Source organism: Helicobacter macacae MIT 99-5501 (genome assembly GCF_000507845.1).
Lineage (GTDB): Bacteria > Campylobacterota > Campylobacteria > Campylobacterales > Helicobacteraceae > Helicobacter_B > Helicobacter_B macacae.
Map to the genome: position 1 here is coordinate 541,353 of NZ_KI669454.1, position 19,170 is coordinate 560,522.

The 19,170-nt window shown below is 41.9% G+C and carries 16 protein-coding genes; 10 read left to right on the top strand and 6 right to left on the bottom strand.

What is annotated here, in order from left to right:
• The first annotated feature begins 3 nt into the window (after positions 1-3).
• Positions 4-258: a hypothetical protein gene (locus HMPREF2086_RS02375; RefSeq protein ID WP_034560266.1), complete on the top strand. Its 255-nt coding sequence runs from the start codon at positions 4-6 to the stop codon at positions 256-258.
• Positions 259-272: 14 nt separating this feature from the next.
• Here the strand turns inward: HMPREF2086_RS02375 and HMPREF2086_RS02380 are convergent, their stop codons facing one another.
• Both HMPREF2086_RS02380 and HMPREF2086_RS11365 read right to left on the bottom strand, forming a co-directional pair.
• Positions 273-3,734: a hypothetical protein gene (locus tag HMPREF2086_RS02380; RefSeq protein ID WP_148374459.1), complete on the bottom strand. Its 3,462-nt coding sequence runs from the start codon at positions 3,732-3,734 to the stop codon at positions 273-275.
• Positions 3,735-4,030: 296 nt separating this feature from the next.
• On the bottom strand, positions 4,031-4,201 hold the full coding sequence (locus HMPREF2086_RS11365) for a hypothetical protein (protein WP_156921305.1): 171 nt from the start codon (positions 4,199-4,201) through the stop codon (positions 4,031-4,033).
• 196 nt (positions 4,202-4,397) lie between these two features.
• On the opposite strand from HMPREF2086_RS11365, the gene rplM reads away from it, so the two are divergent.
• The 6 genes from rplM to HMPREF2086_RS02410 all read left to right on the top strand — a co-directional run bounded on the left by rplM (position 4,398) and on the right by HMPREF2086_RS02410 (position 11,557).
• The gene (rplM, locus tag HMPREF2086_RS02385) at positions 4,398-4,850 is read left to right on the top strand and encodes a 50S ribosomal protein L13 (protein ID WP_034560772.1); all 453 of its coding nucleotides are present in this window, start codon (positions 4,398-4,400) and stop codon (positions 4,848-4,850) included.
• Between the two features lie 14 nt (positions 4,851-4,864).
• Positions 4,865-5,257 (top strand): 30S ribosomal protein S9, encoded by a 393-nt coding sequence (gene rpsI / locus HMPREF2086_RS02390; protein ID WP_023927147.1) that lies wholly within the window; start codon positions 4,865-4,867, stop codon positions 5,255-5,257.
• Between the two features lie 247 nt (positions 5,258-5,504).
• Positions 5,505-6,515 carry a phenylalanine--tRNA ligase subunit alpha gene (pheS, locus tag HMPREF2086_RS02395; RefSeq protein WP_023927148.1) on the top strand — a complete coding sequence of 337 codons (1,011 nt, stop codon included), beginning with the start codon at positions 5,505-5,507 and terminating at the stop codon, positions 6,513-6,515.
• 11 nt (positions 6,516-6,526) lie between these two features.
• Entirely contained in the window at positions 6,527-9,214 is a 2,688-nt protein-coding gene (ytpR, locus tag HMPREF2086_RS10620; RefSeq protein WP_023927150.1) for a YtpR family tRNA-binding protein, read from the top strand.
• Complete coding sequence (aroA, locus tag HMPREF2086_RS02405) at positions 9,211-10,692, top strand: 3-phosphoshikimate 1-carboxyvinyltransferase (protein ID WP_023927152.1); 1,482 nt, start codon at positions 9,211-9,213, stop codon at positions 10,690-10,692. Before ytpR ends, aroA begins: the two co-directional genes overlap by 4 nt.
• A gap of 28 nt (positions 10,693-10,720) precedes the next feature.
• Positions 10,721-11,557, top strand: a complete 837-nt coding sequence (locus HMPREF2086_RS02410) for a 4-hydroxy-3-methylbut-2-enyl diphosphate reductase (RefSeq protein WP_023927153.1) — start codon at positions 10,721-10,723, stop codon at positions 11,555-11,557.
• Positions 11,558-11,838: 281 nt separating this feature from the next.
• Here the strand turns inward: HMPREF2086_RS02410 and xseA are convergent, their stop codons facing one another.
• From xseA to HMPREF2086_RS02430, 4 genes are all read right to left on the bottom strand, one after another.
• Positions 11,839-13,089 carry an exodeoxyribonuclease VII large subunit gene (gene xseA / locus HMPREF2086_RS02415; protein WP_023927155.1) on the bottom strand — a complete coding sequence of 417 codons (1,251 nt, stop codon included), beginning with the start codon at positions 13,087-13,089 and terminating at the stop codon, positions 11,839-11,841.
• A 35-nt stretch (positions 13,090-13,124) separates the two neighbouring features.
• Positions 13,125-14,243: an RIP metalloprotease RseP gene (gene rseP / locus HMPREF2086_RS02420; protein WP_023927157.1), complete on the bottom strand. Its 1,119-nt coding sequence runs from the start codon at positions 14,241-14,243 to the stop codon at positions 13,125-13,127.
• A 41-nt stretch (positions 14,244-14,284) separates the two neighbouring features.
• The gene (gene pgsA / locus HMPREF2086_RS02425) at positions 14,285-14,905 is read right to left on the bottom strand and encodes a CDP-diacylglycerol--glycerol-3-phosphate 3-phosphatidyltransferase (protein ID WP_034560776.1); all 621 of its coding nucleotides are present in this window, start codon (positions 14,903-14,905) and stop codon (positions 14,285-14,287) included.
• Positions 14,906-15,205: 300 nt separating this feature from the next.
• A complete protein-coding gene (locus tag HMPREF2086_RS02430) occupies positions 15,206-15,502 on the bottom strand; it encodes a hypothetical protein (protein ID WP_023927161.1) in 297 nt (98 codons plus the stop codon).
• A 264-nt stretch (positions 15,503-15,766) separates the two neighbouring features.
• On the opposite strand from HMPREF2086_RS02430, the gene HMPREF2086_RS02435 reads away from it, so the two are divergent.
• The 3 genes from HMPREF2086_RS02435 to lptB all read left to right on the top strand — a co-directional run bounded on the left by HMPREF2086_RS02435 (position 15,767) and on the right by lptB (position 19,159).
• The gene (locus HMPREF2086_RS02435) at positions 15,767-17,611 is read left to right on the top strand and encodes a DNA polymerase III subunit gamma/tau (RefSeq protein WP_023927162.1); all 1,845 of its coding nucleotides are present in this window, start codon (positions 15,767-15,769) and stop codon (positions 17,609-17,611) included.
• Between the two features lie 31 nt (positions 17,612-17,642).
• Positions 17,643-18,284 carry a tRNA (adenosine(37)-N6)-threonylcarbamoyltransferase complex ATPase subunit type 1 TsaE gene (gene tsaE / locus HMPREF2086_RS02440; RefSeq protein ID WP_023927164.1) on the top strand — a complete coding sequence of 214 codons (642 nt, stop codon included), beginning with the start codon at positions 17,643-17,645 and terminating at the stop codon, positions 18,282-18,284.
• A gap of 146 nt (positions 18,285-18,430) precedes the next feature.
• Complete coding sequence (lptB, locus tag HMPREF2086_RS02445; protein ID WP_023927165.1) at positions 18,431-19,159, top strand: LPS export ABC transporter ATP-binding protein; 729 nt, start codon at positions 18,431-18,433, stop codon at positions 19,157-19,159.
• The last annotated feature ends 11 nt before the right edge of the window (positions 19,160-19,170 follow it).

Sequence of the window (19,170 nt, forward strand, 5' to 3'; positions counted from 1 at the left end):
GCAATGACGGGAAAGAACCCACCCCCTTTATCCCCCTCCGCAGAGGGAGGGGGAATCTTGAGATTACCACTCGCAAGGGAGGGGGAAAAGAGAGCGACAACTCCGCAAAGGGATAGGGGACTCTTTGAGGTTGCTATTACCTGCAAGGAGGGGGGAATATTAGGATTGCCTACCAAAAATGGTGTTGCACACCAAAAAAGTCCCTCCCCTTGCGGGAGGGATTTAGGGAGGGGTGCATTTACAATGACGAAATCTTAAGATTCTAAGCCCACTTACCCATCGATATAGTAGACTTTTTTCTTGGATTTCTTGGATTTTTTAGACTTAGACTTTTTGGACTTCTTAGACTTGCCCTCTGCTACGGAGCGAGAGATAGCATTACCATCAGCATCTGTTACATAGTCAGTCCCGCCAAACCAATGCGCGTATTTCAAGTTTATCGAAGTGCTTACACCGTTAAACTTATCCATCACATCTTTGCCAAATTTATTTGCATAAAAGACACCATTATACCCCGCACTTAGCTCGTGGTTTTTCTTCACTACCCAGATTAGGTCTAAGTCTAGGTAGCCATAGACTGCGGGTAGTGCGATTTTGCCCTCGCCTGAAAGCCCACCGATTTTAAATTTCGCTGTGGGTGTGTTTAGCATATTGTAGCGAAGTCCTGCCACCAAGTTTGTGCGAAACATATTGCCATAGACTTTGTAGTATTTTACACTTGCACTTAGCTGTGGTAAATGCCAATACTGACTAGGATAGTATTCGTTACCACCTAGTTGGTATTTTGCCTTTTCTAGCTTCATATCTAGCGGGCTTAGCACATCATAGCTTAGCCCGATTTCAGGGCTTACATAGCTGTTTTGTTTGAATTGGTAGAATGTAAGTCCCCCGCGCACTTCCGCGCCCAAGCTCCACATTAGCGGTGTGTTTAGCCCCTTTTTGTTTGATACGAGGCTAAATTTGATATTTGGCACAGGGCTTTGTGCACTAAGCAGTGGCATATCTACCCCTACTCGTCCGCTTGCCTTTAGGGTGGCTTCCCACACTTTGCCTGTGATAGGGAAGATTTTGAAGTAGCTTACTCCGCCTTGCAGTGAGTTTGTCTGCATTATCGTTTCTGCGCCTAGCATTTCAGTGGTTGCGTGGGCGTATTCATAAGTGAGGTAGGTAGAGAGGATTCCTTGTCCTTTGAGATTGCGCTGCACCCCAGCCACACCACCTCCTGCCCACTCTGTGGCATCGGCTATACCTAGCTGGGCATAGCTATGCGTTGCATAAGGCACGAGGAACACTCTCCAATCGCGTCTACCCGTATAGGGGATAAATATCGCATCTAGTTGGTCGATAAGCTCGAAGTTGTTATAGCCTTTATCTAGATTTTGTCCTTTAGATTGCTCTAGGGTTAGTTTGGCTAGCTTATCGCGCATCTTGTCTACTTTCTTTTGGTTTTTGCGAGTTTGCTTGGCAAACTTAGAGCTGCGATTTGTCAAGCGCGACATATCGTATTGGAGCAAGCGAAGCTCTACTTCTTGGTTGTAGTATCTATCGCTATGAAATGTCTTTGTTGTCATCGTATCAATGATATTTTGCACCATTATGCTTCTTCTAGCGTAGCTAAGTGTAAGCAATCGCCACATACTAGAGCCATAGCTAGTGCTGACATCAGCACTTACCGTAAAGCCATCATTTCCAGCCCTATGTAGCTTCGTGCCTAGCCCTGCTCGCAAGGACTCAAAGGTTACTTTTCCACTCCCTTTTCCACCACTTTTATCTAGGATTATGTTTTTATACTCATATTTCTCACTACTGCTAGTTACCCCTTCGCCGATGTTTATGCGTATCGCGCCCTCTCCTACCGTGCCTAGATTAGTGATAGTGCCCTCTACTGCGATATGCTCATCAGTCCTGCCATTTCCATTCTTTTTTATTCCCGTGTTTGCGTTTCCATTTATCGTGTGCTTACTCCATTCAGTGCCATTGCTATCAAGCGTGAGGGTAGACTGATAGACATTTAGCGTGCTTATCGTGCCACTAGCACCACCTATGAAGTAGTTTCCTAGCAAGCTAGCATAGTCCCCGCTAAATTTATAATACCCTAGATTTAGTGTTTGGATAGAGCCATTATTGGTTATTTGGCTGACAAATGTCGAGCGAGTGCCTCCGTCATATCCACCATAGATAGCCATAGCAGCTGAAGTGATACTTGCTCCACTACTTATCGTTATCCCACCGATGATAGTGCCATCTGCCTCTCTGCGCCCTATCTGCGTGCCTGCGTGCACATCAAAAGCGATTTTCACACCAGCTCCATACACCGCATCAGAGCCCCAGCTTTGGTTATTTATATTGCCAGACACAGTTAGACTTCGTATCGTAGAAGCGTTTGCAGTGTGATTTCCTAGAGTGTAGGGGAGTAGTAGTCCAGCATTTGAAGTGCCTGTGATGACAAAATCCGTGTTTGGAGCAGATACAGAGCGAAACACGAGGTTATTACTTATGGTAGCAGTAACTGTGCCAGCACCCACGCTAAGGGGGTTACTCTCCCCCCTGCCTAGATTGATAAGCATACTTTTACTATTGATAGCGGTTTGTAAATCCTGTGGGGCGAAGTCTCCTGTGCAGTCTAGGTAGGATTGACCTCCATCGCTCTTTTGTGTGCAAGTGCCTGCTATGGCTAGCTCTAGGCTAGTAGCACTAAGCGCACTTGCTGTGAGGAGGGATAGTGCTAGCTTGCGGGAGGTTGGGGTGGTGGTAGGATTTACCCACCCCCTAGCCCCCTCCGCAAGGGAGGGGGAACTGATTGGTTTGCACTCGCTCGCAATAGAATCAACTTTGTCATATTGTCTTATGCTTACTTTTGCTTTGTCATATTGTCTTATGCTTACTTTTGCTTTGTCATATTGAGGTTTCGCGTAAATGCCCACATTGTCATATTGAGGTTTCGTAGAAACCGAAATATCCAAAGGATTTTGCAGATTTGGATTTTTTGTCGTATTGAGCGATTTTCTTGCTGTCATATTGAGGACAAGCGAAATATCTCTATTTGGTTTTTTAGATACTTCGCTTCGCTCAGTATGACAATATTTTTCGTCATTGCGTGTTAATTTTTCGTTATTGTGTGCGTGGAGTGCGACTCTTAAAGCCCCCTCCCTTAGAATAACCTTGTTTGGCACTCTTAAAGCCCCCTCCCTTGCGGAGGGGGTTTGGGGGTGGGTGTTTTTTGCAGATTTTGCACTTAGCTCAGAATCTAGCTTTGAGATATTTGCTTTTGAAATACTTGTGGAATTTGTATTTGCTTGGTTAGCAGTTGCGTTTTTGTCGTTTGCAGTTGCTGACTTTGCTTGAGAAGCGGAGGTAGGATTTACCCACCCCCTAGCCCCCTCCGCAAGGGAGGGGGAATAAGTGGAATCGCCACCTGCAATGGAGGGGGAACTGATTGGTTTGCACTCGCTCGCGATAGAATCAACTTTGTCATATTGTCTTATGCTTACTTTTGCTTTGTCATATTGTCTTATGCTTACTTTTGCTTTGTCATATTGAGGTTTCGCGTAAATGCCCACATTGTCATATTGAGGTTTCGTAGAAACCGAAATATCCAAAGGATTTTGCATATTCGCGCTTGCATTTTTGGATACTTCGCTTTGTTCAGTATGACAAGAAGTTGTAGTATGACAAGTTAAGCGTGAGCTACTCTCTCTCTCTCTCTCTCTCTCTCGTTTGGCGCGAGATTGCACTGCTTGCGCGTAGAGATTTTTGGCTTTGTTTCATTGGTTGCTCCTTTTGGGTAGTTGATTTAGCGTGTCGATTATTTCGCGATATTTCACAAAAATCGAAAAAATCAGGGTAAATGATAGGTAAATATATCTTAAATAATCCTTAAACGAAGCAAAAAACAAAAAAAAAAAAAACGGAAAATTTTGTAGGTGTAAAGCGCGTGATTTAGGTGGTTGTTAAGGTTTTTAGATTTTTCGTAGTTTTTGTTAAGATTGTGCAAAAAATGTTGATTTTTGTGGATTTATTAGATATTTTGCTAGGTTTTGGGCGGTGTGAGTGTGATATGCACAGTTTTAGTGCAAAATGTAGGGAATTTGTGGAGTAGTGGATTTACCCACCCCCTTACCCCCTCCGCAAGGGAGGGGGAATAAGTGGAATCGCCACCTGCAAGGGAGGGGGAATTAAGCGACTTGTCATTGCTAGCCACTTTTTCGTCATTGCGAGAATATGCGTTGGCAAAATCTAGTTTTTTTGGATTTTGTCGCTTTGATAGAGTGCTACATTAAAGGTGCTAAACCTTAAAAATTGCATAATTTCAGTTTAGCTTAAGATAAAAACGCTATAATTCTGCCTTTGTAACAAATGCTAATCTTAAGGATACAAAAATGGCAAAAACAGACAAAATGACAAAATCCATAAACGCTAGTGAAGTCGTGCGTGAGTGGCATTTGCTTGATGCAAAAGACAAGACTTTCGGACGGCTAATCACCCAAATCGCTACACTTTTGCGAGGCAAGCATAAGCCCTCATTCACGCCCAATGTGGATTGTGGAGATTTCGTAGTAGTGGTAAATGCTACAAAGGTGGCTTTCTCTGGTATGAAGCTACAAGATAAGGAGTATTTCACGCATTCTGGCTACTTTGGTAGCACCAAGTCAAAGACACTCCAAGAAATGCTAGAAAAAAGCCCACAAAAGCTATACTATCTAGCAGTGCGCGGAATGCTACCCAAAACAAAACTTGGACGAGCTATGATAAAAAAGCTAAAAGTCTATGCAGGCGAGGAGCACCCACACACTGCCCAAATCGCCAAAAGTAGCTCAAAAAACACAAATAAAACAAGCAAAGACAAATAAAGGAGAAAGACACTATGGCAAAAAAAATCTACGCAACAGGCAAACGAAAGAGCGCAATCGCTAAAGTCTGGCTAAAATCTGGTAGTGGCAAGCTAATCATCAATGGCGTAACGCTAGATATGTGGCTAGGCGGACACGAAGCGATAAAGAAAAAAGTCCTACAACCGCTTGTGCTAACCAAGCAAGAAAAATCCGTAGATATTGAAGCTAGTGCTTTTGGTGGTGGGTATTCTGCACAAGCAGAGGCTTTGAGACACGGGATTTCTAAAGCTCTAAATAGCTATGATATTGCTTTCCGCGCTGTGCTTAAGCCAAAAGGCTTGCTTACGCGCGATTCTCGCGTGGTAGAGCGCAAAAAATACGGCAAACGAAAAGCCCGCAGAAGCCCTCAATTCTCCAAGAGATAATGTCTGGGGTAATGGTGCTTTTAGGATTGCTTGCATAGTGCTTTTGGCGACTTGTATTTTTGCTTTTTTGATTTTGGAGGGTGATTTTAGATTTTTGTTTTTTTAGGTTTTTTAGGGGGTTTAGGATTTTGCATCTTGGTTTGTTTGTATTTTTGGTGTGAAATCTTTATTTATTTTGGCAATCTCTGCTAGCCTAGATTTGTTTGCGTGGCTTGATAATGCAATAAAAGCTTTAAGGAGCGTATAAATGGCTGTTTTTGATAAGGCTTTTGGTGAGGTTTGGGATAGGCTAAAGTCTGCCCAAAATCTGCAAGATTTGGAAAATCTGCGCATAGAGATTTTGGGCAAAAAGGGGATTTTGACAGAGCAGTTTGCACTTCTTAGAGAGCTAAGCCAAGAGGAAAAAAAGCAAAAAGCAAAAGAGCTAAACGCACTTAAAGATGAATTTGAATCCATATACACTACACAAAAGCAAAAGCTAGAATCTGCCAAACTTCACGCTTCGCTAGAGGGCGAAAAAATCGATGTGAGTTTGTTTAGTGGCACGCAAAGGCGCAGTGTGGGACACCCGATAAACTACACCAAAGACAAGATTATCCAATACTTTATAAGTATGGGCTATGAGCTGTGTGAGGGACCGCTAGTAGAAGATGATTTTCACAACTTCACCGCGCTAAATATCCCCCAATACCACCCTGCACGAGAAATGCAAGATACTTTTTATTTCAATGATTCTAAACTACTTCGCACGCATACTTCGCCTGTGCAAATCCGCACAATGCTATCGCAAAAGCCACCTATCAAAATGATTTGTCCGGGAGCGACTTTTAGACGAGATTATGACTTGACACATTCGCCTATGTTTCATCAAATCGAGGGGCTTCTAGTCGATGAGGTGGGCAAAGTGAGCTTTGCTCATCTCAAATATGTGCTAGAGAATTTTTTGCGATTTATGTTTGGCGAAGTAAAAGTGCGATTTCGCTCATCATTTTTTCCATTTACAGAGCCAAGTGCGGAAGTAGATATTTCGTGCGTTTTTTGCGGAGGAGATGGCTGCCGCGTGTGCTCTCATAGTGGCTGGCTAGAAGTGCTTGGCTGTGGGCTTGTCAATGATAATGTATTTAAAGCTGTGGGGTATGAAAATGTGAGTGGGTTTGCCTTTGGTATGGGGATTGAGCGGCTTTGTATGCTAAGTCTTGGGATTAGCGATATGCGTAGCTTGTATGAGAATGATTTAGCCCTTTTAGAGCAGTTTTAGGAGTATCTTAGATGATTATTTCTACTTATCTTTTATCCCAATTTGTAAATCTAGAGGGCTATGACATAGACAAAATCACTAAGGTTCTAAATGATATTGGAATCGAAGTGGAAAAAGTATGGAAACTTCAGGTTTCTAAGCGCGTGGTTGTCGGCAAAGTCGTCTCAAAGTCCCCCCACCCAAATGCAGATAAACTTAGCGTTTGTCAAGTCGATATTGGAAGTCAGACTTTGCAAATCGTATGTGGTGCAAAAAATGTAGCACAAAATCAATTTGTAGCCCTTGCTTTGGAGGGGGCGAAGCTACCACCAAAGGACGAAAAAAGCGCGTTTTTTGAAATCAAGCAAAGTGTGCTAAGAGGGGTAACAAGCTATGGAATGATTTGCTCATCTAGTGAGATAGGCTGCGCTAAGACAAATGATGGCATTATGGTGCTAGATTCTAGTGTGGGTGAGCTAGAGCTTGGCAGGGAGTTAAGCGATTATCCCTTTTTCAATCAATATTTTTTAGAGGTTTCTCTCACGCCAAATCGTGGCGATTGTCTATGCGTGCTAGGTATCGCACGCGAGCTAGCAGGGGTGTTTGACACATATATATCATTGCCAAGAGAGCGAGAAAGCGCGGTAGCACTAGGTGTAGGCAGGGTGCTAAATATCATAGCAAAGTGCAATATCGATTCGCTTTTGCTTTATAAAGTCGCAAAAATAGAAAAAGTCTATCCCTCTATCATTGAGGAGATTATCCTTTCATACAATGGCTTGCTATCCAAAAGTATTCTAGAAAATCACAAAAATTTCACTATCTTTATGACGGGTGTGCTACTTGATATTTACGCACTTCCTAGCAATACCGTGCTACCTGCTACGCTAAAGGTGCAAAAAGATGAAAAAGGCTTTGAGTGTGTCTATGACAAAGAGGATAACAAACTTTGTGTCATAGGGGTAAAAACCTCTTTTAAGGGCTCGGATTTTAGTTCTGATTTTTCTATCATAGAGGAGGGGGCAAAAACGCCAAACACGGATTCTGCCCAAAGTGCTTCTAAAAGCGCGAAATCAAAGGAATCTAATACAGAAGTCGCTACAAATAGCGAAGCGATAAATGGCGATGCGAGCGATTTTGCACCGCAAAAAAAATACGAGCTAGAATCTTTTGTAGGGCGAGATGATGATGAGCAAGATAGCGAGCAAGATACACAAGACTTTGAGGACAAAGAGGAGGATACTTCGCTACTTGTGGTTATCCAAGCGAGTTTCCTCTCTCCTCATATCATAGCCCAAAGCCTTTTCACGCACAAAATCCCCCAAGACAAAGCCACTACTTACCGCTCTATTCGTGGGGCAAACCCACAGCTTTTTGTAGGTATGAATTTCTTTTGTGAGATTTTGCACTCTAGAAGTGATTGTTTGCTTTACTCGGGTTATCAAGAGCTTGAAATGCAAGAAGCAAAAGATAGGATTGTCATCACAGCTTCTTTTGAAGCTATCAGCCAAGCCGTAGGCAAGTCCGTCTCAAAGGAGCAAATCGCACAGATTCTAAAACAGCTAGATTTTCGCATAGAAGCAAATGGCGAGGCGGATATTTTTCGTATCATTCCACCAGCATATCGCCACGATATTCACTCCCAGCAAGACATTACAGAGGAGTTTTTGCGAGTGTATGGCATAGCAAATATTCCTCTTGTGCCATATCTAGGCATACAGCCACATACCCACACACCCACGCTTAAGTCCTATCTAAACAAACGGGATTTAGCCACTCGTGCTTTGGCGAGTGGATTTTATGAGTGCATACATTTTTTGTTTCAGCAAAAAAGCACACTGCAAGAGTGGGGATATGATACGCTAGAGTCCTCCCTAGAGCTTAGCAATCCTATCACAACCGAGCTAGACACGCTTAGAAGTAGCCTCCTCCCTGCACTTTTTGAGACAATCAAGCGCAACCAAAATATAGGCTATAAAAATGCTAGATTGTTTGAAATCGGTGCAGTATATGACGCAAAAAGGGAGCAAAAAGAGCATTTTGCACTTGCGGTAAGTGGGCTAGAAAGAGGGGAATCCTACCCCTACCCAAAAGGAAAAAAATGGGATTTTTATAGCTTTTGTGAAGTGCTATCTAGTATCATCGGTGAGTTTAGACTATCAAAGCCAAGCACTCCACCAAGCCAAGCTCACCCATATATCTGCGCTGAAGTCTTTGTCCCAAGCCAAAAATCTATCGCACTAGATTCTAGCCAAGAAGCCCAAGAATCCCAAGCACAGGACAATCAAGAAAAAGATTTGGAGCAATCTAGCCAAACGCTATGGCGCAAAGTCGGCATAGTAGCCAAGCTAAATCCAACATTGCAAGCAAAGCTAGAAATAGATGAGAGCTTTTTTGCTGAAATTTATGAGATTCCAAGCCTTGCAGTGAGTAAAGCCCTGCCTACTTCGCGCCTGCACGCAAATGAGCGTGATATAACGGTGCTAATAGACAAGGACATTCCTTTCATAGACATACAAGAAGCGATTTTGCAAGCGGGCATAGAAAATCTATTCAAAGCATATCCGCTTGACATTTATGAGAAAGATGGCTTTGCGCTTACTATTAGGCTTGTGTTTGTGCCACAGCATTCTAGCCTTAGCGAGGAGGAGCTATCTAGTCGTATCCAAGCCGTGCTAGCACTCCTAGAATCCACCTTTGGTGCAAAACTAAAAGTATGATACGCATTTCCCCCAAAGCAAAATCACATTTTTGCTTAGAGCTAGACTCTATCGCCCCTGATAAATCTATCTCGCATAGAAGTGCTATGTTTGCCTTGCTTTGTGATAAGCCAAGTATCGTGCGCAACTATTTGCAAGCTGGTGATACCATTAGCACATTAAATATTGCTAAGTCTTTGGGGTTAAGCGTAGAATCTAGTGTAGATTCTAGTGGCTTAAGTGTGATGAGGCTTACCCCACCAAAGAAATTTATCGAGCCAAATTGCGTGCTTGATTGTGGTAATGCAGGGACAGCTATGCGGCTATATATCGGGCTTTTGGCAGGGCTAGCAGGAAGTGAGAAAATGCCAAAAGAATCTAATGTGGATTCTAGCGACTCTAGTGAAAAGAGCGGGTTTTATTGTGTGCTAAGTGGGGATAGATACCTTTGCGCTCGCCCGATGAATCGCGTGATATTGCCCCTTAGGAGTATCGGTGCTAGTATCTTTAGTCGCTATGGTGGGCTAGCACCGCTTAGTATCATCGCTAAGAGGCTAGAGGGCTTTAGCTACACTAGCCAAATAGCAAGTGCACAAGTAAAATCTGCTATGATTCTCTCCGCCCTGCACGCAAAATCCCCAAGCGTATATATCGAGCCAACCCTCACTCGCGCACATACCGAGACAATGCTAGCAGGTATGAACGCACCTATAAAGGTAGAAAGTCTAGCCAAAGCAGATTCTTGCGAATTTGACAATGCGGACTCTAGCCCAAAAAATTTAAGCGGACGCAAAATCTATATTTCCCCTTTATCTCACGCTTTAGAGCCGCTAGATTTTGCCGTGCCTGCTGACCCATCAAGTGCGTTTTATTTCGCACTTGCAGCAGCTATAACGCCAAATAGTGAAGTGCTACTAAAAAATGTCGCCCTAAATCCCACGCGCATAGAAGCATACAAAGTGCTAGAAAAAATGGGCGCGAAAATCCGCTATGAAAATGTAAAAACACAATACGAGGAAGTGGGCGACATATATGTGGCTAGTGGCACTCTCGCAGGGGTAAAAGTAGAGGAAAATATCGCGTGGCTTATCGATGAGCTACCCGCGCTTAGTATCGCTATGGCTTTGGCAAATGGCGTAAGTGAAGTAAAAAATGCAAAAGAACTGCGCGTAAAAGAAAGCGATAGAATCAAAGCGGTATTGCAAAATCTATCCGCGCTTGGCGTAGGATATGAGGAGAGGGAAGATGGCTATATCATCTATGGTGGAGGGTTTTTTAGCGATAATAAAAAGGGCGATTTTGACAAGAGCGGGCAAGGAGGGCATAGAGAGCAGATTCCACAAATCAAATCTTTTGGCGACCACAGAATCGCTATGAGTTTTGCTATCGCGGGACTTATCACTCCATTGCAAATTGATGATGAATCTTGTATGAATATTTCTTTTCCTAATTTTTTGGAGATTTTATCTCAAATCGCAGAAATACAGATTGCAAAATAGATGACAAAAGGTATGACAAAGGAATACTATGGAAGTGCTACTTGCTGAAAAACACGGATTTTGCTTTGGTGTGAGGAGGGCGATAAAAATCGCAGAGAAAAACAAAGGCGCACACACTCTAGGTCCACTCATACACAATTACCAAGAAATCAACCGATTGAAGCGGGATTTTAGCGTAGGCTTGCACGAGAATTTTAGAGAAGCAATCGATAATCAAAAAGAGGGAAGCACGCTTATTATCCGCACGCACGGGATTCCTAAAGATGATTTAGAGGAGATTCAAAAAAAAGATTTTAATCTTGTCGATGCGACTTGCCCGTTTGTAACCAAGCCTCAACAAATCGCTCAAGAAATGAGTGATGAGGGGTATAAAATCGTGATTTTTGGGGATATAGAGCACCCAGAGATAAAAGGCGTGATGAGCTATGCAAATGGCGGTGCGATAGTGATTTCAAGCCCTAGCGAACTAGAAACGATAAAGCTCCCGCGCAAAGTCGCCCTCATCTCTCAAACCACAAAACAAATCCAAGCCTTTAGCCAAATCGCTTCTTTTCTCATCGCCAAATGCCAAGAAGTGCGGATTTTTAATACAATCTGCAATGCCACTTTTGACAATCAAAACGCCGCACGAGAGCTAAGCCAAAAAGTAGACATTATGATAGTCGTGGGTGGCAAGACTTCATCAAACACCAAGCAACTGCTACATATCGCCAAACAAAATTGCGAGGATAGCTACCTAGTCGAAGATGAAAGCGAAGTCAAAAAGGAGTGGTTTGGTGGGAAAAAGACTTGTGGAATCACAGCGGGGGCTAGCACACCTGATTGGATTGTCCAAAAAGTGCGCGAATATATTGAGGGGATTTGAGAAAGGCTTGAGAGAAAAAGCATAAAAATCATAGAGGAAAATTATAAAAAGGCTAGGCAAAAGCTAGCAATGATATGGTTGGGTTTTGTGATTTTTAGACTTTGCTTGTGATAAAAATTTTTCAAAAATTTTTATCACAAGCAAAGTGAGCGGTAAGAGAATAAGTGCTGACTAGATTTTGCGTAGTGATTTTCATAAGCTGTGTTTATATTTTTGCGAAAAATGCTAGATTTTGCAAAGCTATTTTGTGGTTTTTTGTGATTTTGGTTTATCTAGTGGTTTCATATCAGCTTGGCTTTTGCTTCTAGCTTGCCATCACATAGCTCAAACTCATCTCCTATATGCAAGTCTTGCAATGGAGTGATTGCGCCTTTGCGTGAGATTTGGGCATAGCCTGCTTTGATTTTGTTTTGTGGATTTTGCAAAAGCAGGGCTTGCTTTAGCGATTCTAGGATAAGTTTTTTTTGCTTAAAAATCATATCTAGACTAAAACCTTGAGATAGCAAGGCTAGATTTTGGGATTTTTCTTTTAGCCGTGCATTTATCGCATTATTTAGCAATTCTTTTTGCAATTCTAGCTGTTTGGTGTGATTTTTTAGCTTTGTCTCATAGCTTATAGACTCATATATCAAGCGCAAATCGCTCAAAGCCTCGCTCGTTTTTTTTAGCCTTTTGCCAAAGGCAAAATCTAGTGCTTGGGCTAAATCATCAAGTCTTATAAGCCACTCTTTTTTATCTGGCAAAATCATCTCCATACACGCGCTTGGTGTAGGTGCTCGCATATCTGCCACAAAGTCGCTGATGACAAAATCTATCTCGTGTCCCACTGCAGAGATGATAGGCGTGCGTGCGCGAAATATCGCTTCTGCTACGATTTCTTCATTAAAAGCCCACAAATCCTCCATACTCCCACCACCCCTGCTTAGCACGATAATATCAAAGGCTTCTTTGCTACCATAGAAGCTATCAGCATAAGCGATATTTTGTGCGATTTTGTGCTTTGCTTCCCCACCTTGCACGAGAGTGTCAAATACGACAAAATGCACTAGATTCCACCTAGTGTTTGCCACCCTTAGCATATCTTGGAGGGCTGCACCATTTAGAGAGGTAAGCAGGGCGATTTTTTTGGGAAAAGCAGGGAGGGGCTTTGGGTTTAGCGATTTTGCAAAGTAGCCTTTTTTTTCTAGGCTTTTTTTTAGGGCTTCGTATTTTTGAGCTAGCTCGCCTTGTCCGCTTGGGCGCATTTCTTGGGCGATGATTTGGTAGCTACCGCGCGGGATATACACAGTTAGTGTGCCTTTTAGTAGCACTTTTTCGCCGTTTTGTGGGGTAAAATCTAGGCTTTTTGCATTACCTCTAAACATTACACACGAAATCACGCTTTTTTCGTCTTTTAGGCTGAAGTATAAATGTCCGCTTGAGCTATGTAGCGTGAAGTTGCTGATTTCCCCCTCTAGTGAGACTTGCAAAAATGTCGTTTCAATGAGGGATTTTATCTGTGTGTTTAGCGCACTCACACTCAAAGGTGTCATATTTTTCCTTACTTCACACTATGCTAGATAAAGATTTATGGCTCTATGCGTGGCAAGGATTTTAGCGACTCGGGGAATATGCGTGAGAAGTCATTGTAAAGTCCTAGTAGCATAAGCCCTAGCAATAATGCCCAGCCTGCGGTAGTGATGAGGTATAGCACGCGCTCATTTATAGGCTTTTTGGCTATTGCTTCATAGATAGTGATAAGCATTTGTCCGCCATCAAGTGCGGGGATTGGCAATAGGTTTAGAATGCCTAAGTTTATAGATATAAGTGCGACAAGTAAGCCAAAGGCGACAAACCCGCTTGGTGCAATATCTGCCATAATATTTACGATGCCTACCACTCCACCCACTTCGCCAAGTGGAATCGTGCCGATGATGAGCTTTTTTACCCCCTCAAAAATCAAAGTTGAGGATTTTTTGCACTCCTCAAATGCAAATATTACTAGCTCGCTTGGGCTAAACTTTCGCTCAAAAACTTCGCCACTTGGCATTATGCCGACTATGGGGCGAGCGACTTCTTCATTAAAGATATTTTTTGTAAGGCTCATTTGGGGAGTGATGATGACCTCAAAAGTTTGGGATTCTCTTTTTATCAAAAAGCGCAAGGGCGTTAGGGTGGGAGAATCTGCACTAGATTTTGATTGTGGTTTTTGTGAGTTTGAGATAGCTTGGGCTATATCCTCCCACGAGCGCACTTGGAAATCATCTATGGACAGGATTGTATCGCCTTTTTGGAGTTTGGCTAGACTTGCGGGTGAGTTTTCTTTGGGCGTGTCTATCTGCGGAGAGAGTGTCTTTATCCCCATAGAGCCTACCGCAATGTATATAAAAAACGCTAAGAGGAGATTAAAAAATGGTCCTGCAAACAAAATCAGCATTTTTTGATATGCTGGCTTTGTGCTAAAGCTATCATCTGCAAAGTCTTTGTGAAGTGGGCGTAAGTCATCTTGCCCTTTTAGCTTGACATAGCCACCTAGCGGTATGGCAGAAATGGCGTATTTTGTCTCACCTAGCTGCACGCTACATATCTTTGGTCCAAATCCTATGCTAAACACTTCTACAAATACGCCAAAATATTTTGCTACAAGGAAGTGTCCTAGCTCGTGAAAAAATATCAAAAAACAAAGTGCCAATAGTGCTTCTATCATTTTGTGTCCTTAAGTTTATGCGTCTTGCGTGAGTTAGAATGCTAGGAAATGGCTTTGTAGTATTTTATCGTGTAGTCAGCACCTGAATACACCGTGATAAAAGTCGCTAGCCACAAAAGCACTTCTCCACCGGGAAAAATACCTGCTAGCAAAAACGCAATCGCAGTGATTTGCACTCCTGTTTTGTATTTGCCTAGATTGCTTGCTTTGATATGCTCGCCTGCTTTGTTGGTGTTTTTAGAATCTTTTGTAGAATTTGGGCTAGAATTTTTTGCAAAATTGCTATTGTGGTTTGATTTTGCAGAAGCTACCACCACTCGCAAGCCTGTGATAAAAAACTCCCTGCTCAAAATAATAAACACTGCCCAAGCATTTGCCTTGCCTACAAGTAGTAGCCCGATAAATGCACTCAAAATCAGCATTTTATCTGCTAGTGGGTCAAACACCGCACCAAAGGTGGATTCTAGCTTGAAATTTCGCGCTATGTAGCCATCAAAAAAGTCTGTGATACTTGCTATACAAAAAATCAAGCAAGCAAAGTAATTTACCCAGCTTTTATCCACCCAAGCAGGCAGCAGCAAATCACTATGTAGCAAAAAAAATAGCAAAAAAACGCTTAAAAAAATTCGACTAATGGTTAGGAAATTTGGCAGGGATTTCATTAGATTCATTGTGTGCCTTTTGTTGTGAGTGCGCCTTAAGTGTGCTAAGTGAAGCAAAAGATAGCAAAAATGATTAGCTATAAAAGTGTTTAGTTTTATCTAAGGTAAGGGCTATTTAAAAAGACTATTTGTTTTGTAAAAATCTAGGTGCAATATTATCACAAGAAGTTTTAATGAGTTGCAATCTATCTTGCTTAAATCTCACTATCTTGCAAAATGCTTTGTAAGATAGGCAAAATCTAAGAATCCAAAACACAAATTAGGCTTTTTAGGCGTTGTCTAAAGTTATTATGATTTTATTTACTTGCTTTCTTCGACTAGATTGCTAAATGCGGCATCGCTAGAGAGTGTCGTGGCGATTTGCATAAGTGAGTTTGTCGCTTTTTGCAAATCATTGATTGTGGATTTATCAATGAAAGAGCAGAGATTTTTTAGTTTTTTGTAAGTCTTTTTTGGTGCGCTAAATCTTATGCGAAGTAGCTGGGAGTGTGTGATATTTGGGAGGGATTTGAAAATGGATTTTAAATCTTTGCTAGGGATTTTTTGGTTTCTTTTGCTTCTTTGGTTTCTACTGATTTTATTGAGATTTTTTGTCATTTGCGCTTCCTTTTCAAACTTCACTTCAAGATTTAAGATTACTGCTTCAAGCTACACTACTTGCACTATTTTGGTAGTGTATATGTCTTGCTTGTCTTTTTAAGCATTCTTAAAAATAGCGAGAAAATAATATCGCCTCTAGGGAGTAACATTTTAGAGTTTTGTGGCAAATGTTGCAAAAATGTCATTATAATTTCAACTTCATTTTTGCGCTACTTTAGTATTGTTTGGTTGCACGATTTTGGGACTTTATAAGGAGAATCTATGTCGCTAGCCCTAGCACTCAAATACCGCCCACAGCTGTTTTCTGACCTCGTAGGACAAGAGGCGATTTCTCAAACGCTAGGAATGGCACTAGATAAAAATCGCATTGTGCACGCCTATCTTTTCAGCGGGCTTAGGGGGAGTGGGAAGACAAGCTCGGCTAGGATTTTTGCGCGGGCTTTGGAGTGTGAGAGGGGACCTATTTCTACTCCTTGTGGGGAATGTGATATTTGCAAAGCCACGCTAGAGGGGCGAAATATCGACATTATCGAAATGGACGCTGCTTCAAATCGCAGCATTGATAATATCCGTGATTTGATTGAGCAAACCAAATACGCCCCTGCAATGGCACGATTTAAAATCTTTATCATTGATGAAGTGCATATGCTGACAAAAGAGGCGTTTAACGCACTGCTAAAGACGCTAGAAGAACCGCCACAATATGTGAAATTTATCCTAGCCACCACTGACCCATTGAAACTGCCTGCTACGATTTTGTCTCGCACGCAGCATTTTCGCTTCAAAAAGATTCCACATAGGCTTGTTGTGGCACATCTAAAGATGATTTTGCAAAAAGAGGAAGTGGGCTATGATGATGGTGCGCTAGAGATTATTGCTAGGGCTGGTGGAGGTAGCTTGCGAGATACGCTCACACTTACTGACCAAGCGATAAATTATTGTGATAAATTCCTAACCACACAGCAAGTAACTCAAATGCTAGGAGTAGTAGACCCTCAAGTGCTAAAAAACTTTTTTGGTAGTATTTTGCATAATGATGAGGAGGGGCTAAAGCGTGATTTGGAAGCACTAAGTGAGTATGAATGCGAAATGATAATTGATGAAATGCTGCTATTTCTAAAAGACGCGCTTTTTGGGGGGAGTAAGGATTTTCCTTTGCTACTTTTGGATAGATTTTTAGGTATTTTATCGCGTGCAAAATCACTGCTAAATCTAAATCCAGATGGGGCATTTGTCCTAACGCTTATCAGCCTAAAAATGCGTGAAGCTATGAAGCTAAAGGATATAAATGAAGCTATACAATCCCTAGAATCAGCCCTTGCAAAAAATAGCAATCTGCAAATAACTTCAAACACCGCTTCTGCCACCTCAAATCTATCTCAAAATCTTGCACAAACCTCTGCTATGGCGATGAATGATTTTGCCTCACAAAAATCATCACATTCACAAGAATCACTAAACTTGCAAGAATCATCGCAAGGGGATTTAGCACAAAGTGGGGATTCTATCTTAGGTGCTGATTCTCTCTTACAAAACTCGCAACCACCACAAAACCCACAAAATTTGCAAAACCCGCAAGATTTGCAAAATCAAGTGCAAAATCACATAAATGCTAGCGTAGGTAGCATAGATGATAAAGCGAAATTTGATGAGCTAGTAAAAAGGATTTATGACCGCTCTTATGAGCTGGGAGAGGTGTTTAGCGTGTGTGTGGAGTTTGAGCGTGTGGATAGCGGTGTGCTGTATTGGAAATCTAATCCAAACGCACAACAAAAAGAGCAACTAAAGCGCGGATATAGCGTGATAGTCCTGCTTGCAAAAGAAGTATTTGGCGAGGTAGAAATCAAAAATACCTATAAAGATTTTGCAAAATCAAATGAGCAAGAAGCACAAGCAAACACACAAAATGCACGCTCAAATGCGGCTTCCGCAGAAATGCCCCCACAAAGCACGGAAAATACGGAGAGTGCAGACTCTGCAAATGCGGATATGACACAGGATTCTGCCCAAAATCTCACACAAAAATTTCTATCTGAAAATAAAGAACTCATAGCAAGTATCAAGGAAAACTTTGGCGCGAAAGAAATGCGCGTGCAAAACGACTAGCAAATACTTTATAAGCAGATAAAACTAAGCAATGCAAAACAATCAACATACGCCAAAGCAATATTTTAGTGGCTTTGAAGTGGTTGTGCCAAATAGGATTTTTTGTGCGAATGTAGAAAATTTAAGCAAAATCGCGTTGAATATTTTGGAGAAAAAAGAGAGAATCTTTGTGCTAAGTGGGGCGGTAGGCAGTGGCAAAACCGCACTTATACAAGCGATTTTATCAAGTATGGGCGGGGAGTTTTTAGCGGTTAGCTCACCTACATTTGGGATACGACACGAGTATGGCAGAGTAGGCAAAAAGCCCCAAAGCACAAATAATAAAGCAAGCAAAGATGAAAATGTGGGTAAAGAAAAATACGAAAATAAATATGAGGAAGTATATCACTATGATTTGTATAATGTAGATTTACGCGAGGTTTTAGAGCTTGGACTTTTGGAGTGGCTAAGCCAAGATGGTTGGCACTTCATTGAGTGGGGGGAGCAGGTGTTGCCATTGCTAAAGTCAAGTGGCTTTGAATGTGTGGAAGTGAGTATCGCGGAGAGTTTGGATTTGCTAGATGAGATGATAAGCGACAAAGACAACGCAGAGCGCAAAAAAGAAGCGATACAATTCAGTGCAAAATTTGATTTTCGCGCTCATTGTTGCAGATTTTATAAAATTTCTCCATAAAAGCACTAAAAACATTGAAAATTAAGACAATGCCGACTATAATACCAAGCAATTTTTGTTCTAACTAATTTTAATAAAACCACAAAATCTAAAACCCTAAAATATTAGGAATTTAAATAGGAAATGCTAAAACACAAGGAGTGAAATTGGGAGAGCATAAGCTAGAAGCGAAAGATTTAGCCAAACATATCAAAAAAACCAAAATCGTAAATGGCATTTCTTTATCGCTTGAGAGTGGCGAAGTGGTAGGACTTCTAGGACCAAATGGAGCTGGAAAAACCACGACTTTTTATATGATTTGCGGACTGCTAAAGCCTAGCTCTGGAGGGGTGTTTTTGGACGGGGAGGATTTGTCAAACTATCCTTTGCACAAAAGGGCAAATCTAGGCATAGGCTATCTCCCACAAGAATCAAGTATTTTCAAAGACTTAACCGTAGAGGAAAATCTAGCACTAGCTGCAGAAGCTACATTTAAAAACCAAAAAGCAGCCTCGCACAAAATCGAGCAAATGCTAGAGGCATTTAATATCGAGCCTATACGCAAGCGCAAAGGACTAAGTCTAAGTGGTGGGGAAAGACGGCGCGTAGAAATCGCCCGCGCACTTATCAAAGAGCCGAAGTTTATCTTGCTTGATGAGCCTTTTGCTGGGGTTGACCCTATTGCTGTGATTGATATTCAAAAGATTATCCAAAAACTTGTAGAAATGGATATAGGCGTGCTTATCACCGACCACAATGTCCGCGAAACGCTATCAGTATGCCAAAGGGCTTATGTGATAAAGTCTGGCTCACTGCTTGCAAGCGGAAGTGCAGATGAAATCTATCAAAACTCCCTTGTGCGCCGCTACTACTTGGGCGAGCATTTTAGAGCATAGATTTGGCAAGG

What these genes read in the sequence shown, in the direction of transcription:
- HMPREF2086_RS02375 (WP_034560266.1), top strand. Translation starts at nt 4, where the DNA reads ATGACGGGAAAGAACCCACCCCCTTTATCCCCCTCCGCAGAGGGAGGG.
- rplM (WP_034560772.1), top strand. Translation starts at nt 4,398, where the DNA reads ATGACAAAATCCATAAACGCTAGTGAAGTCGTGCGTGAGTGGCATTTG.
- rpsI (WP_023927147.1), top strand. Translation starts at nt 4,865, where the DNA reads ATGGCAAAAAAAATCTACGCAACAGGCAAACGAAAGAGCGCAATCGCT.
- pheS (WP_023927148.1), top strand. Translation starts at nt 5,505, where the DNA reads ATGGCTGTTTTTGATAAGGCTTTTGGTGAGGTTTGGGATAGGCTAAAG.
- ytpR (WP_023927150.1), top strand. Translation starts at nt 6,527, where the DNA reads ATGATTATTTCTACTTATCTTTTATCCCAATTTGTAAATCTAGAGGGC.
- aroA (WP_023927152.1), top strand. Translation starts at nt 9,211, where the DNA reads ATGATACGCATTTCCCCCAAAGCAAAATCACATTTTTGCTTAGAGCTA.
- HMPREF2086_RS02410 (WP_023927153.1), top strand. Translation starts at nt 10,721, where the DNA reads ATGGAAGTGCTACTTGCTGAAAAACACGGATTTTGCTTTGGTGTGAGG.
- xseA (WP_023927155.1), bottom strand. Translation starts at nt 13,089, where the DNA reads ATGACACCTTTGAGTGTGAGTGCGCTAAACACACAGATAAAATCCCTC.
- rseP (WP_023927157.1), bottom strand. Translation starts at nt 14,243, where the DNA reads ATGATAGAAGCACTATTGGCACTTTGTTTTTTGATATTTTTTCACGAG.
- pgsA (WP_034560776.1), bottom strand. Translation starts at nt 14,905, where the DNA reads ATGAAATCCCTGCCAAATTTCCTAACCATTAGTCGAATTTTTTTAAGC.
- HMPREF2086_RS02430 (WP_023927161.1), bottom strand. Translation starts at nt 15,502, where the DNA reads ATGACAAAAAATCTCAATAAAATCAGTAGAAACCAAAGAAGCAAAAGA.
- HMPREF2086_RS02435 (WP_023927162.1), top strand. Translation starts at nt 15,767, where the DNA reads ATGTCGCTAGCCCTAGCACTCAAATACCGCCCACAGCTGTTTTCTGAC.
- tsaE (WP_023927164.1), top strand. Translation starts at nt 17,643, where the DNA reads ATGCAAAACAATCAACATACGCCAAAGCAATATTTTAGTGGCTTTGAA.